The 15499-nt window shown below is 44.1% G+C and carries 10 protein-coding genes; 3 read left to right on the forward strand and 7 right to left on the reverse strand.

Going from position 1 to position 15499, the window contains the following annotated elements; genetic code table 11:
• Positions 1 to 436 precede the first annotated feature (436 nt).
• Positions 437 to 952, reverse strand: coding sequence for an HPP family protein (locus tag H4W00_RS04280; protein ID WP_327192382.1), 516 nt, complete (start codon positions 950 to 952; stop codon positions 437 to 439).
• A 121-nt stretch (positions 953 to 1073) separates the two neighbouring features.
• Between H4W00_RS04280 and H4W00_RS04285 the strand changes: the two genes are divergently transcribed.
• Positions 1074 to 1871 (forward strand): NUDIX hydrolase, encoded by a 798-nt coding sequence (locus H4W00_RS04285; protein ID WP_209956389.1) that lies wholly within the window; start codon positions 1074 to 1076, stop codon positions 1869 to 1871.
• 159 nt (positions 1872 to 2030) lie between these two features.
• Here the strand turns inward: H4W00_RS04285 and H4W00_RS04290 are convergent, their stop codons facing one another.
• Together H4W00_RS04290 and nhaA are read right to left on the reverse strand one after the other, a co-directional pair.
• A complete protein-coding gene (locus H4W00_RS04290; protein ID WP_209956390.1) occupies positions 2031 to 3413 on the reverse strand; it encodes an oxygenase MpaB family protein in 1383 nt (460 codons plus the stop codon).
• A gap of 142 nt (positions 3414 to 3555) precedes the next feature.
• On the reverse strand, positions 3556 to 4755 hold the full coding sequence (nhaA, locus tag H4W00_RS04295; protein WP_209956391.1) for a Na+/H+ antiporter NhaA: 1200 nt from the start codon (positions 4753 to 4755) through the stop codon (positions 3556 to 3558).
• A gap of 585 nt (positions 4756 to 5340) precedes the next feature.
• Between nhaA and H4W00_RS04300 the strand changes: the two genes are divergently transcribed.
• Complete coding sequence (locus tag H4W00_RS04300) at positions 5341 to 6096, forward strand: TSUP family transporter (protein WP_209956392.1); 756 nt, start codon at positions 5341 to 5343, stop codon at positions 6094 to 6096.
• 118 nt (positions 6097 to 6214) lie between these two features.
• Here the strand turns inward: H4W00_RS04300 and H4W00_RS04305 are convergent, their stop codons facing one another.
• From H4W00_RS04305 to radC, 4 genes are all read right to left on the reverse strand, one after another.
• On the reverse strand, positions 6215 to 7591 hold the full coding sequence (locus tag H4W00_RS04305; protein ID WP_209956393.1) for a dicarboxylate/amino acid:cation symporter: 1377 nt from the start codon (positions 7589 to 7591) through the stop codon (positions 6215 to 6217).
• Positions 7592 to 8080: 489 nt separating this feature from the next.
• Positions 8081 to 9457, reverse strand: a complete 1377-nt coding sequence (locus H4W00_RS04310) for a dicarboxylate/amino acid:cation symporter (protein ID WP_209956394.1) — start codon at positions 9455 to 9457, stop codon at positions 8081 to 8083.
• A 491-nt stretch (positions 9458 to 9948) separates the two neighbouring features.
• Positions 9949 to 12885, reverse strand: coding sequence for an acyl-CoA dehydrogenase (locus tag H4W00_RS04315; protein WP_209956395.1), 2937 nt, complete (start codon positions 12883 to 12885; stop codon positions 9949 to 9951).
• 341 nt (positions 12886 to 13226) lie between these two features.
• Positions 13227 to 13910, reverse strand: a complete 684-nt coding sequence (radC, locus tag H4W00_RS04320; protein WP_209956396.1) for a RadC family protein — start codon at positions 13908 to 13910, stop codon at positions 13227 to 13229.
• Positions 13911 to 14029: 119 nt separating this feature from the next.
• Between radC and coaBC the strand changes: the two genes are divergently transcribed.
• On the forward strand, positions 14030 to 15415 hold the full coding sequence (coaBC, locus tag H4W00_RS04325; protein WP_209956397.1) for a bifunctional phosphopantothenoylcysteine decarboxylase/phosphopantothenate--cysteine ligase CoaBC: 1386 nt from the start codon (positions 14030 to 14032) through the stop codon (positions 15413 to 15415).
• Positions 15416 to 15499: the final 84 nt, after the last annotated feature.

Consider the following 15499-nt stretch of genomic DNA (forward strand, 5'->3'; position numbering starts at 1 on the left):
ATTAAAGAATACGGGTAATTCATTATTCTCAGACGTGCAGATTCGCGCGCTTGTTGTCATCTTTACCACATCGTAGTGATTATCGCTTTAAATAAGTTGCCTAGTCAAATAAGACCATTCATTTAAACAGGTGGCCACACTGACAATCATTAATAGCCTTTACCTTAAGATAGCACAGATTTGTCCGATGCTGAGTAGTGATAACAGCAATACATTATTCCTCAAGAATAAACTATCTGTCAACGAGCATAAAATATGCTAGCGTTATGATTATTCTCGCGTAGATTTGTTTAACGCTAACCCATTGATAAATAATAATGGTTAATGGTTATAGATAGACAGTCACATAAAGAACATGCAGCTATGGCTAGATTGCGCTAGTCTAGGTTATGATAAAAGCCAATATACGTTTTAGCAAGGCTGTTTAAAACTAAGCCTACCAATACCTGGGATAATGCCTGCCTCTACCGATATTATTATAAATCAAGGCGACCACCACTAAAGAGACTGCGCCAATTAAGGTTGGCGTGATTAGAAAGTGCCATTTTACCCCGCCAAGCATGACTATTAGTGGGTTTGAACCTGCAGGCGGATGCGGTACCCGAAAAAACAACATGAGCGCAATAGCGGTACCGACCGCTAATGCCAGACTCCACCATTCAATACCGAATACAGTCATGAATAATAAGCCGGTGAAAGTGGTGATCATGTGACCACCAACGATGTTTCTTGGTTGCGCAAAAGGGCTTGCTGGATAAGCAAAAATAAGAAGACAACTGGCACCAAAGGAGCCTAAAATCATAGCGATATTTTGCCAGTCGCCGATTAGAGCGAGTGCTGCTGTTGCCAGCGTACCACCAACCCAGGCGACTGCAATGATCAACAATGGCAATCTCTGGGGGCAATCATCGGTTTTACCTTGCATCTTGTTCAATGAAAAAATCTTATCCACTATCGCTTCCTAAATAATATAATAATAATCAGTCTGAATATTTGCCTCATTATAACGATATTCAATACTGATGTTTAACTCAGATCATGTGTAGCATAGACCAAAATACAGGATTATTATAATGGTAAGACCATGGCATTTTGAACATTTCGATCAACTAAAAGTTGCATTGCCGTCTTATATTCATCAGCCAATGCTTAGGCAGCTGGCTGAGCGAATGCAGACTCAGTTATTACTGGAAGCAATGATATCACCAATCACTCACAATCCCGATAACCGTGATAGTTCCGCTAACCTCAATAATGTAGACAGCATCGATGACATCTCCCACAGCGCCCGCATTTTAGACCGTCTATATCAGACACCGATTGCTGACGCCTCAGTATTAGTGGCTATTACCAATGAATCGCGCCCTAAGCTGTTACTGACTCGTCGCGCTGTCCACTTAAGTAGCCACGCTGGCGAAGTATCGTGTGCGGGTGGTAAATATGAAGAAGGCGATGGTAATAACGTATTCACCGCCTTGCGTGAAGCGCTTGAAGAGACGGCACTGCCGCCAAATAAAGTACAGTTACTCGGTCAGCTACCGATACAGACCTCAAAAAGTGGCATGAGTGTGCGTCCAATCGTGGCCTTGATTGCACCGGATCTGATATTAGTGCCTGAGCTTGGAGAAATATCACGTATTTTTTGGGCAGACTTTGAGACTCTAATTACCCAGCCTACCGTAGAGTATGCGATAAAATACAACATGCAAGACGATTTACAAGAGCAGATGGTGACCTTATTAACCCCCAGTTGGCAGATCGACGGTGAGACCGTTTGGGGATTAACAGGGAAGGTGTTGGCCAGCTTACTAGAGACTGGCTTTGATCGGCAGCTCGAATGGTACTATCGTATACAAAATGCGGCACGTTGATAACCATTGGCTAATAACAGCCAAAACAGAGTAACTTTTTACAATGTCCCTTATGAGCTTTATTATAGATATGTTTAGGGCAGTTGGTAACTGGCTATAATATTCCGATTACTACTTATCATAGTCGGGCTTATTGCTAGTGGCGTCTCTTAATAGACGCTACTTATAATAGTCATCATTTTTCTTCAGCCACCAGTTCATATTATCTTGGCGTTTGGCGCGGAAGGCTTCTAGCTTGTCGGCAACCACATTATTGTGCTGGCGCGCAGTATCCAAGGCAAACAGAATCGGCACTGAAGACAATACCCCAAAACGTAGCTTGGACTTGGGTAAGTCTAAACCATCGCCAATATCGTCGCCCACCAAAGTACGTGTGACGCTGGCATTGACTAACTCCACAAAGCGTCCGCGGCGATTGTCTTCGCCCATCAGTTGACGGGGAAGGTCATGCAACGCTTTGGCTAGCGGTTGGCCCATTTTAAAATCGAGTTGCTGAATAGACAAGTAAGTATATAACCACTCCCAACACGCAGCCTCATCTTTAGGTAAGCGCTCTAAATCCACTCCCATCCAGTAGCTGGCTAGATTCCAAAGATGCAGGATGCCTTCAGCTTCTTCAGGACTAATCCGCGCACCAAGCAGTCTTAGGCCACGCATAATCAATAACGAAAACTGTAAATGAGTAGCGATCATATCGGTTTGGTTAATGGGAACACCCCAATAAGCGGTGTTCCAGCTGCCATCTGGATTGTGATGCTGATCGCTATTGGGTATGACACCATTCGCTGCAGATAGTTTACCTTTAAGTAAATTTTGTCGTACCAGCGTATGGATTTGCCGTACTTTGATAGACTGACGCCAACCTTCAGAGCCAATCGCCAATACTTGAGAAATGGGTTGGCGTTGATGATGAACGCTCGCGTCCAGCTGTGGGTGTTCAGACACTGCTAGAATATAAGCATAAGTGCGCATCAGGCGTGGCAAGGCATCGTGCATCAAAGCACCAGTCTGAATGAGTGGCAATGACAACGCAGGGATACTGTAGCCTGCCATCAGTGCGACGTTACGTAACAGCCAGATCAACATTAAGGGATAACGGCGATAGGCCACAGCACCAATTTGTGCCAGCTTGGGATCGAACCAGTCAGGATGCTCGCTAAACTGTGCCTGCATCGCAATAAATGCTGGGTGACTGCTAGTCTCAGAGCTTATGTCTATGTGGCTTGTAGCTGTACTCAGTAAGCCATCCTTCATTATTGATTGCTGTAGAGGGCGGGCAAAGCGTACCCCATCAGCCGCTAACTGGTCGGCCAGCGGATCACCAATATCGTACCCCTCTACCATCTCAGCCAATAGAGTCGGTGAGATGGTAAAGTTTTTGGGCAATAAGTAGCGTTTAATACGGCGCAGTACCTGCAAGTCGCTATGGTCATTAATGTCGGTAGTACGCCCATGCCGTTGATAGTTTGCTAGACCTGACCTATGATGTGCCAGCCTGTCTATCGTGGCGCTTTGAGAAGGGGTTCTTGGATTCATATCCATAATGTACCATCATAGTCAGAGGTAATGAGCGTTAGATTTTATAACCGTTAGCATTCAGACTGGTAGTGCTCATATTTTAGCAGGAGGTTATGAGTCTCAACTTATAGCTTGAGACTCATTCCTGAGAGGTCTATGCTACTTATTAGTGACGTGTTAGGTCTACTGAGGTGTTCGCAACATTATCTTTTAGCGTCACTTTCAGCATAATATAGCCGGCAATACCAGACACGATAGAACCCATAATGATACCCAAACGTTCATCAAATAGTGGGGTATCACCGCCAAATGCCAAGCCACCTATGAACAAGCTCATGGTAAAGCCCACACCGCATAATAATGCAGCACCATAAATTTGCTTAAAGTTCATACCTTTTGGCATGGTTGAAATGCCAAGCTTAAAGATGAGCCAGCACATCAGCATGACCCCTATTTGCTTACCGAGGAATAGGCCGGCGGCAATACCAAGCGGTACGGAATGGAACAGTTCAGCGACACCTGCACCCTTCAATGAAATACCAGAGTTGGCAAAAGCGAATAGCGGTAAAATACCAAAGGACACGGTGTTTTGTAGGTCGTGCTCGAGCTCTTCAAGCGGTGAGTGCTCAGGATCAGTACGATCAAACATGGGAATAAATAGTGCCAGGACCACGCCCGCTAGAGTCGCATGAATGCCAGATTTGAGTACCGCAATCCACATAATCACGCCAATAAGCAGGTAAGGGGTAATGCTGGTAACGTTTCGGCGATTAAGTAAGAATAAAAACGGTAAGCATAAACCTGCGACCGCTAGTGAGCCTAAAGATAAGTCGTTGGTATAAAACAAAGCGATAATTAAAATCGCACCAATGTCATCAAAAATTGCAATCGAGACTAAAAATATTTTTAACGAGTTCGGTACGCGGTTGCCAAGTAAGCTTAAAATACCGATTGCAAAGGCAATATCCGTTGCTGCTGGAATCGCCCAGCCCTTCCAGTATTCAGGATTATTAAAGTTAAAGAGTATGTAGACGATCGCAGGCACGACCATGCCACCAACTGCCGCCCCGGCAGGTAGGATGATCTGCTTGACATTAGACAGCTCACCAATTAAGACTTCCCGCTTAAGCTCAAGTCCCACTAAAAAAAAGAAAACTGCCATCAGACCATCATTAATCCAGTGACTGGCGTCTTTGGCAATCTCAAAACTACCAAATTGTATGGCGATAGGGGCATGGATAAAACTGTTATACCAAACGCTGAGTGGGGTATTGGCAATGATCATTGCAGCAACGGCAGCCAATGCTAAAACGATCCCGCCTGCCGACTCAGACTCAAAAAATGCCTTAATTCTTCGTATTGCCATGTCATCCTCGTTGGTTAAATATACTGTAGATTTCAGCCATCGTCTGCTCACATCTCCGTGATGTCGCTGACCATTGGCTTCAGTCTCTCATAATCCCATTACTATCAATAATAAAATGCGTTAAAAAATATCTATTAGCCTACTGCGCAGTATTATTAAAGGTGAGGCAATAGATGATAACACGGTCGTGATTGGTTCAATATCCTTACTGCTAAGTCTTTTTTCTCTAAAGGATTTATCATTGCTACAAGATGTGTCGCATTCTAGATTACTACTTAATAATCTTTGCTGATTTATTTAATAGCCTAAAACTACTGACAATCATTATCATAGAATATAAAGCGCTGGCACGCTAATGTCCATTAATAGTAGCTATGTATTCATGACAAATGTAGCAGACTTTGTTACCTTCTTATCTTTTCTTATGATTTTAACTCTATAATGAGCCACTTTTAATAGTTTTACAGGTGTTTTTTCAAAAAAATATTTTACCCATTGATGAGGGTATTAGAGGTTTATACTACAGAAATAAATTTTCAGCGCCTGCGACTACTTTCATCATAGATTCTCTACAAGGTCAGTTTCATGGACGTATCACTCTCTTTAGAGATTATTTTAATGCTGACCGCGGTGGCAGCGCTTGCTGGCTTCATTGACGCTATTGCTGGCGGCGGCGGCCTATTGACCATTCCAGCCATGTTGTTGGCAAATATCCCACCGATCTTAACTTTGGGTACCAATAAATTACAAGCGGCCTCGGGAGCGTTGGCGGCATCCATTACCATGATCAAAAAGGGTGTGGTACAGCCCAAAAAAATTAAAATGGCTATTATTGCCGCTTTTATCGGTTCCATTATTGGCTCTATCGCGGTGCAATTATCGCCGCCTGATTTGCTAGAAAAGTTGATCCCATTTTTGATTGCGGCCATTGGTATTTATACTTTGTTTGCGCCCAGACTTGGCGAAGTAGAAGCGGCGCCGCGTATTAGTGAAGGCGTGTGGCAAAAAATTGCGGCACCTTTAATCGGTTTTTATGATGGCTATATGGGGCCAGGAACCGGTATGTTCTTTGCACTTGGTAATGTGGCATTGCGTGGTCGGCAAATTATTGAAGCCACGGGCGCAGCCAAGGTGCTGAACTTATCTACTAATGTGGGCTCGCTAATATTTTTTATCTTAGGCGGTAATGTGCTCTGGAAAGTGGGTTTGGCGATGATGGTTGGACAGACTATCGGCGCTTACTTTGGCTCACATATGGTGGTGAAAGGCGGCAGTAAGCTGATTCGTCCGATGATTGTATTGGTATGCCTAGTAATGGTGACTAAATACGTCTTTGGTTAAGACAATAAAATTATCGGTAAGTAAAACACCCTCTATAAACCCTGTTCCCAAACAAAACCCCCAGTCCTAGCGGCTGGGGGTTTTGTTTGATTTCTGACAAATAGGTATTAAGCGTTAACTATTTGCGTCGATCAACATCATCGTATTCACTGCCCATAACACCATCGCTAAAGACCTTCGAGAATTCACGCTCGTTATCTTCATCAATATGACCATCGAATACTTCTTTTGCACCCGCATCTGGATCGTTATAAATTGCCAAATCCATCTTACCTTCTGATTTTGCCACAATAGCGGTAACAGCGGCATCACCGCCGACGTTTACCGCGGTACGTAACATATCAAGAATACGGTCGACACCTAAGATAAGACCGATACCTTCGATGGGTAGACCGACTTGGGCAAACACCATAGACAGCATAATCAGACCCACACCCGGAACACCCGCTGTACCGACAGAGGCGAGCACCGACATTAAGATAACGGTTAAGTATTCGGTAACGCCCAAATCAATACCATAAATATTGGCAATAAAAATGGTCGCTGTCCCTTGCATAATGGCCGTACCATCCATGTTAATGGTCGCGCCAAAAGGAACAGTAAATGAAGCTACTGAGTTATTCACACCCATACGCTTAGTGACGGTGCGCAAGGTAATAGGAATCGTCGCGTTTGAGCTTGAGGTACTAAACGCAAAAATCTGTACTTCACGCATTTTGGTCAAAAAGGTCTTGATGCCCAAGCCTGAAAACAGCTTAAGAACAATCATCATAGTAATGAAAAAATGGAATGCCAATGAGCCAACCAGTACGGCCACATAACCCAGCAGTGACCAGATCAAATCCAAACCCAGCTCTGCCATCGCTTTAGTTAACAGAGCGAATACACCGTATGGCGCCAAGTTCATAATGATAGTCACCATTTTTAAGATGACTTCATTTATTAACTCCATGCCTTGAACCAAACCTTTAGCAGGTTTGCCAACCATTAAAATACTAACGCCAACTAAGATTGCAAAGAAGATAATGGACAGCATATCGCCGTTCGCCATTGCACTGATGGGGTTGGAGGGAATAATATTCGAAAATACATCGAGAAGGGGTGGCGCTGATGCTGCTTCGAATGTTGCTTCGGTTTCGATGTTCATACCTTTACCGATACCAAATAGTATCCCAAGGCCAATCGCGGTCGCAATTGCCAAGGCGGTAGTCATCATATAAATTAAAAAAGTCTTACCGCCAATACGCCCCAATAAGCGAATATCCCCGATACCGCATACCCCACAAATCAGCGAGACTAGCACTAAGGGTACGACCAGCATTTTGAGGGAGTTGACAAACAACTTGCCAATAATGGCAAAAAAACCATTGGTTATATAGGTGTTAACGAAGCTGCCTTCGCCATTCAATCCAGAGTAGTTTAAAAATAAACCCAGTATAATACCGAGCACCATGGCAACAATAATCTTGCCCGTCAGTCCCATATTTTTCCACATAACATATTTCCTTGGTGTACGTCACTCTCAGTAGTAGGCGCGGTGCTAAAATCAATGCGATTATGACCATTAGCGGTACTACTGCTCTTGTTACGTCTATAGAATTCTTTAATCTTTCACTTAGTGTCACATTTTCGCAGACAATATAAAATAATTGTTAGGGATGCTGCAAGATTTTTTTATCAATTAAGAAAATTTACCCCATAAAGGAGAAAAAATCAGCCATAAAAAAGCAAGATTGCCAACGCTGGGCAATCTTGCTTGTTATTTTTATGCTTACCATTCTATATTTATAAAACGTTAAAAGCTAAGGTAACTATAACGCTTTGTCATCTTCTTCGCGGCGTAGACCCTCATCCCATTTAGCATTATCCGCCGGTGATTCTGTTGTACCAATAGGTTTGTTATCGGCATCTGTAGCCGCCAATAGTGAAGATTCTAGAGATTCAGAAGCAGCCTACGCAATCCGTGCATACGCACTCCTCAATACTAGGGACGACGCTTAACACCATCGTACTCACTGCCCATAACATCATCGCTAAAGACTTTCGAAAATTCACGCTCACTGTTTTCATCGATATGCCCATCAAACACATCTTTTGTACCAGCATCGGGGTCGTTATAGATGGCTAAGTCCATTTTACCTTCAGACTTTGCCACAATAGCTGTGACTGCCGCATCGCCACTGACGTTGACTGTGGTACGTAACATATCGAGGATACGGTCAACTCCCAAAATAAGACCAATACCTTCGATGGGCAAGCCTACTTGCGTAAACACCATCGCCAGCATAATCAAGCCGACACCAGGGACACCTGCCGTACCGATAGACGCCAACACTGACATCAAAATGACCGTTAGATACTCGGTGATGCCTAAGTCTATCCCATAAATATTGGCAATAAAAATAGTCGCTGTCCCTTGCAAGATAGCGCCACCATCCATATTGATGGTAGCGCCAAAAGGCACGGTAAATGAGGCTACTGAGTTATCGACCCCCATGCGCTTGGTTACCGTACGTAAAGTAATGGGAATAGTCGCGTTCGAGCTTGCGGTACTAAAGGCAAAAATTTGCACTTCACGCATTTTGACCAAAAAAGTCTTAATGGACAATCCTGAGAACAGTTTAAGTACAATCATCATAGTAATAAAAAAGTGGAATATAAGTGCGCCGACCATCACCGCCATATAACCGAGTAGTGACCAAATCAAGTCTAAACCCAGCTCCGTCATCGCTTTGGTTAATAGCGCGAATACACCATATGGCGCTAGATTCATAATGATAGTCACCATTTTTAAGATGACCTCATTAATAAGCTCCAAACTCTGCACCAAACCTTGAGCTGGTTTGCCAACCATCAAAATACTGACACCGATTAAGATAGCGAAGAAAATAATCGACAACATATCACCGTTCGCCATCGCACTGATGGGGTTGGAGGGGATGATGTTAGAGAATACATCAATCAGTGGCGGTGCTGCTTGGGCGTCAAATACCGCTTCGGTTGCGATAGTCATACCTTTACCGATACCAAACAGCATACTAAGGCCAATCGCGGTTGCAATCGCTAGTGCGGTAGTCATCATATAAATGAGAAAAGTTTTGCTACCAATACGTCCCAATAAGCGAATATCACCGATACCGCATACCCCGCAAATCAGTGAGATCAACACTAAGGGTACGACCAGCATTTTGAGGGAGTTAACAAACAATGTCCCCACAATGGCGAGAAAACCATTGATCACATAAGTATTAACAAAGCTACCTTCGCCATTTAGTCCAGAATAGTTTAAAAATAAACCCAGTATGATACTGAGTATCATGGCAATAACAATTTTGCCCGTCAGTCCCATATTTTTCCACATGAAGTATTTCCTTGGTGTACGCCATTCTCAGTAGCAAGCACCTGATTAAAATCAATGCGACTATGCAGGTTAGTCATGCTACTGCTGCTACGTTTATAAGTTTTTGGACTGTTATTCAGTATCACATTTTTGAGAACACTATAAAAGGACGGTTGGCCATGCTGTAAGATTTTTTATGATTAAAGAAGCCCGTACTATAGTCAATGAAAAGTAATATCGATATATGACCTACTGCTGGCATAAGTTTTTCTTGCTTGCTGTGCCTACGCAGACAGAGGCTGCAAAAAACTTATACCAGCAGTACCCTAGCGTTTTTAAGGTGTTTTAACTATATAGAGGAAATTATATAGAAAGAAAAACCAGCCATAAAAAAAGCAAGACTGCCGCTATTGGGCAATCTTGCTTTTAGTTCTACACTAACCGTTGTTAAGCCTATAAAACTATCAAAGGCGACGTTTTGGGAAGCCTATAACTATAAGAACAGTCAAGTCTTATGCCTTATCATCTTCTTCACGGCGTATTCCATCTTTCAACTTAGCGCTATCAGACAAGCTTTTGTCTGGTTTACCCTCTGTCATGATATCCGCTATAGCGTTCGAGTCCGAAGTTTTTAACTCATCAGAACCATGGGTGCGAAGACTATGGTTGTAACTCATACGTTCGCTCAATGTTGATTCAGCATCCCGGTGGCGAGGATTCAGTGCTTTTGCCTCTGGACTGACCGCAGAAAAATCGGTTTGGGCTTTGATTTCTGCTGTTGTGTGCTGCTCATCGACCATTTTGACGTCACCATCAGTTTGGTAGCCATGGTCAGGATTGGCATCGCCAGTTTGCTCATGAATTCCTGCGGCAGTCTCTCCATTGTCAGTTAACCTATCGTCTTTAGCTAGTGTGTCGTCTCTAGCTTGGGCGTCATGCTTGATTTGTGCATAGTCAGTCAGTTTATGGACAGCATTCTCCAAACTGTGCGGATTGATACGCTCTTGAGCTTGCAGTAAATGCTCGTCGAACACATCGGTCAATAACGAATCAAAACGTAGCGCATTGTACTTGATCAGCTGTTCGGCTTCTTCTTCGGTAATATCGCCGCTTTGGCTGGCATGCACCACGTGGTCTTCAAAGGTTAAGCCTTCAAAACTACCTTTATGCTCGGCCTTTTTAAACTTTTGCCATAAGGGTTCAACCGCAAGCAAGGTTTGATAAGCGTGCTCCATACGTCCAGTACTGTCATCGGGCTCGGTATTGTAGTAGACCATAGTTTTGAGGTAATCGCGGAATGGATTGGCTTCAAAATCATCCATAAAGACATCACCCAATTTGCACTTAAGCTCGTCACTGGCTGGGGTAAAGATACGTCCACTTGGAAAGGTGACAAAGCTAACCACGTTGGCGGCCATCCGATTAGGGAAGTTAGCAAACAGCGACATAAAAGCTTCTTGTACAGTGTAAAGGCTATCTTGTAGCGCAACCTCGGCATGTAAACGTTCGGCTGCTGATTTACTACCATGTTGATAAAATTGTAGTACAGCAGTAGCGATGAATAAGTGGCTATGAATATCAGCCAAGCGACCAGAGAGCATTTCCTTACGTTTTAAATCTCCGGCCAGTAAGCCTAATGCCATATCGGCAGTGAGGGCAAAGCTGGCACTTAGACGGTTGATATGTTTGTAGTAAGGTAGGGTGAAAGTATCAGCAAAGCTTGGGGCATCACTGCTACCACCGACATAACCTGCGATAAAGGCCTTGGCACCACGATTGAAGGTGTAGCCTAGATGTTTAAAGAATAAAACATCAAACTCTTTCAGTGCGCCAGCTTTATCTTCACTTTGTAATAACTGTAACTCATCGAATAGATACGGGTGACAACGCATGGCGCCTTGACCGAATATCATCAAGGAACGGGTTAAGATATTGGCGCCTTCAACCGTGATTGAAACTGGAATAGCTTGATAGGGAATCGCCAAAAAGTTACGTGGACCCATTTGAATCGCGCGACCGCCAACCACATCCATACCGTCATTAACCAAGTCGCGCATGGTTTCGGTGGCGTAATATTTAGCCATAGCAGTCATGACTGATGGCGTACCACCTTGGTTCAGTCCGCAAGTGACCAGATGACGAAAGGCTTCAAGCATATAAGTCTGGCTAGCAATGCGGCTAGTGGCATCTTGTACGCCTTCAAACTTACCGACTGAGATCTTGAATTGCTCGCGAACTTTAGCAAATGCACCTACTGATAAATAAGTCATACCCCCGGCTGAGGTTGATAACGCAGGTAATGAAATACCGCGACCAACGCCCAGACATTCCATCAACATGCGCCAGCCACGACCGGCATTTTCAACGCCGCCAATAATATAATCTAGCGGAATAAACACATCCTTGCCGTCGACTGTACCGTTCATAAACGGCGAACCACTGGGGTAATGTCGTGGTCCTATAATGACCCCGTCATGATTGGCCGGTACCAAGGCACAAGTAATACCATAGTCGACTTTATTAGTATCACCAAGTAGGCCTTCTGGGTCATACATCTTAAATGCCAATCCCACCACTGTAGCGATAGGGGCCAAGGTAATCCAGCGCTTAGAAAAGTTCATTCGTAGCCCAAGCGTCTGCTCGCCATCATGTATGCCATAACAGACCACCCCAGTATCTGGGATAGCGCCAGCATCTGAACCTGCTTCAGGACCCGTTAAGCCAAAGCAAGGTATCTCATCCCCTTTGGCAAGCCCAGGTAACCAGTGCTGCTTTTGTGCCTCGGTGCCGTAATGCATGAGCAGCTCACCAGGGCCGAGCGAGTTCGGTACCATACAGCTGACAGCTGCAGTTGGTGAGCGTGAAGCAATCTTGCTCATGACCCGACTTTGCGCATAAGAGGTAAATTGTAGGCCGCCATATTCCTTTGGAATAATTAAACCCAAAAAGCCTTTGTCCTTGATGAAGCGCCATGCTTGGGGTGACAGATCTTGGTCTTCATGATGAATTTTCCATTCATCAAGCATCGCGCACAACTCTTCAACTTCATTATCAATGAAGCTCTGTTCTTCCTCTGACAGCTGCGGATAAGGATAATTGGCAAAGGTATCCCAGTTAGGCGCCCCCATAAACAGCTCTTTTTCCCACCAGCTGGTACCGGCATCCAACGCTTCGCGTTCAGTGTCGCTCATACTGGGCATTGCGCTACCTAAGGCCTTATACACGGGTTTAGTGATTAGTGCCTGGCGAATAGGTGCGATGAGTAACACCAAGCACAACAGGGCTAATGGGATACCTAAGATCAGCGACCAAGGACTAATGATGGCAGTCACTATCACCGTAATAATAGCAACGATGCTACCGTTAACTCGTGATAACGACATTAAAAAAATGGCCAAGACGACGGCTAACTGGATGAGTATTGCTAAAATAAATAAGCCAATCGTCATGACTGTCTCCTTAAAAAACGTGAATAAAGAAATTTCAATGCAAATCAACAGATGCTGAGAACTAAGCTTATAGCAATCTATAAATATTTTATAAAGAACAACATTCAAATAATAACGTAGTATTTTGAGTAGAGGTACAAAAACTGAAGCTACTCGTCACCTTTTGGTAATAAGTTTAATAGTAAGCTAAATTAGGATAAGAATCAGTCAGTATACTTAAATTTTGCTATGGACTACCGACGTAAAACTACCTACTAATATGGAATGAGTCTCGATAACTATCAAGAGTGAAAGTGCTACGCTGTGTCGATAATATGTATCAGTAACGATGGCGCACACCATTAATCAAAAGGTGCCAAGCATTTTTCTGCATAAGAGAGCGTATCGTTACGTCCAACGATAATATGATCAACCAGTGATAAATCGAGTAAATCACAAGCTTTTTTTAGCTCATAGGTCAATAAGTTATCTGCGGTTGATGGTTGTGAATCGGTATGCGGGTGGTTATGGGCGATAATCAACTGGCTGGCAGCGTGGCTTATGGCATGCCGTAACACATGCTTAATACAAACTGAACAGGACGATATACCCCCAGTAAATAAAATCTCAAAGTTAAGCAGGTTCAGCGCATTGTCTAAGCACAGTACGGCAAAGACCTCACGTGGTTCACCACGCAATTGAGTGCTGATATAGTCTTTGACCACTTGTGAGCGTCCCAAAGCCTGGCCGGTTTTGAGCTTACTGTCTAGATAGCGTGTGCCCATCTCAAGCGACGCTAACATCTGCGCATATTTGGCAGGACCGATACCGTGACAAGCAAGCACCACTTCTTGAGGCGCAGCCAATAATTCAGCCAGACTACCAAACTCGGTAATCAGATGCCGAGCAAGCTCGATAGCAGATTGTGCTTGGGTACCGGTACGTAAAAATATCGCTAAAATTTCAGCATCAGAGAGGTGAGTCGCCCCAAATTTTAGTAGTTTTTCACGTGGTCGGTCATCTTCGTGCCAGTCTTTAATGGCCATTATGATTCCTCCAAAGTAGGTCTATTACGGATAGATACTGAAAAATTTACACAATTTATCTCATAGTTGTTACTATGAGAGCAATTTTTATCTCCTTTTTGTTATTGATGCCCCCGCTTATGTCAAATATTGTGCTTGCTATTACTGGCGGTATCGCCGCATATAAATCTGCTATTTTCACTCGTTTGTTAGTCAAAGCTGGGTTCGAGGTGCGAGTCATTATGACTACCGGCGCTCAAGCGTTTATTACCCCGTTAACGTTGCAAGCATTGTCAGGTAACGAGGTACATACGTCCTTACTTGATGAGCATGCCGAAGCGGGTATGGGTCATATCGAACTGGCCAAGTGGGCAGACTTGGTGGTCATTGCGCCAGCGTCAGCCAATACCTTAGCACGGCTAGCCATGGGTATGGCGGACGACCTCTTAACAACGGTATGTTTAGCTACTACAGCGCCGGTCATCATTGCCCCAGCGATGAATCAGCAAATGTGGGCACATCCAGCAGTCACGCTCAATGTACAAACCCTACGCGATATGAATTATCAAATTATTATGCCGGCAAGTGGCGAGCAAGCTTGCGGTGATGTAGGCGCAGGACGACTTCCCGAACCTGAGCAACTATTGGCCGAAATAAGCTTATTTAGCGCGCAGCACACAATTCCGCAATTACTAGCGGGAAAAAGGGTAGTGATCACCGCCGGTCCAACTATTGAAGCAATTGATCCAGTACGCTATTTGTCCAATCATTCTTCAGGAAAAATGGGTTTTGCTCTAGCTCGTGCCTGCGTTGAGGCTGGCGCAGAAGTCATCTTGATTGCGGGCGGTAAGGTATCACTGTCGACCCCGCTGAATGTCACCCGTATTAATGTATTGTCTGCCAAAGATATGCTAATCGTTGCCCAGCAATGTGTAGCGGGTACTCATCCTGCTATAGCGACTATGATGGTTGAAGAGCATCAGCATTCTGCATCTGAGTCGCACGATCATGTGCATCACGTGCATCATGAACATGGTGGCTGCGACTGCAGTGACGATCATAGCGAGCCGGACGAACACTTAGAAAACTATAGAGGCATACGCTCAGCTGATGTCTTTATCGCTACCGCTGCTGTTGCCGATTACCGTACTGAACAGGCCGCACCGCAAAAAATCAAAAAAACTCAAGATACTATGTCGCTTGATTTGGTAAAAAATCCAGATATTTTAGCAACTGTCTCTCTGGCGCATCCAGATCTGTTCGTAGTGGGCTTTGCCGCAGAAACCCAAGATGTTGAGCATTACGCCCGCGAAAAATTGATTACAAAAGACTTAGACATGATTGCTTGTAATGATGTATCGCGTGCGGACATTGGTTTTGCTAGTGATGACAATGCGATGCAAATATTCTTCGCTAAGTGCTATGAACACGATTCAGTAGTGCTAGAGAAAACCAGTAAGAATAAGATTGCGCAACAATTAGCAACTATTATTGGCGAAACGTTATGGCAGCGCCAAGATAGTTAATGCTGTATGAGGATACGCCCTGGTACAAGCCATATTGGCAATGACCCTAATATTAGCAGTCAGCAATCGATGATAAATATGACA

Origin of the sequence: Psychrobacter sp. PL19, assembly GCF_017875835.1 — a bacterium.
Classification (GTDB): domain Bacteria; phylum Pseudomonadota; class Gammaproteobacteria; order Pseudomonadales; family Moraxellaceae; genus Psychrobacter.

Excerpts from the sequence above, each read along its gene's own strand:
- nhaA (WP_209956391.1), bottom strand. The coding sequence starts at position 4,755 with ATGGCAATACGAAGAATTAAGGCATTTTTTGAGTCTGAGTCGGCAGGC.
- H4W00_RS04310 (WP_209956394.1), bottom strand. The coding sequence starts at position 9,457 with ATGTGGAAAAATATGGGACTGACGGGCAAAATTGTTATTGCCATGATA.
- H4W00_RS04315 (WP_209956395.1), bottom strand. The coding sequence starts at position 12,885 with ATGACGATTGGCTTATTTATTTTAGCAATACTCATCCAGTTAGCCGTC.
- H4W00_RS04285 (WP_209956389.1), top strand. The coding sequence starts at position 1,074 with ATGGTAAGACCATGGCATTTTGAACATTTCGATCAACTAAAAGTTGCA.
- radC (WP_209956396.1), bottom strand. The coding sequence starts at position 13,910 with ATGGCCATTAAAGACTGGCACGAAGATGACCGACCACGTGAAAAACTA.
- H4W00_RS04300 (WP_209956392.1), top strand. The coding sequence starts at position 5,341 with ATGGACGTATCACTCTCTTTAGAGATTATTTTAATGCTGACCGCGGTG.
- coaBC (WP_209956397.1), top strand. The coding sequence starts at position 14,030 with ATGTCAAATATTGTGCTTGCTATTACTGGCGGTATCGCCGCATATAAA.
- H4W00_RS04290 (WP_209956390.1), bottom strand. The coding sequence starts at position 3,413 with ATGGATATGAATCCAAGAACCCCTTCTCAAAGCGCCACGATAGACAGG.
- H4W00_RS04305 (WP_209956393.1), bottom strand. The coding sequence starts at position 7,591 with ATGTGGAAAAATATGGGACTGACGGGCAAGATTATTGTTGCCATGGTG.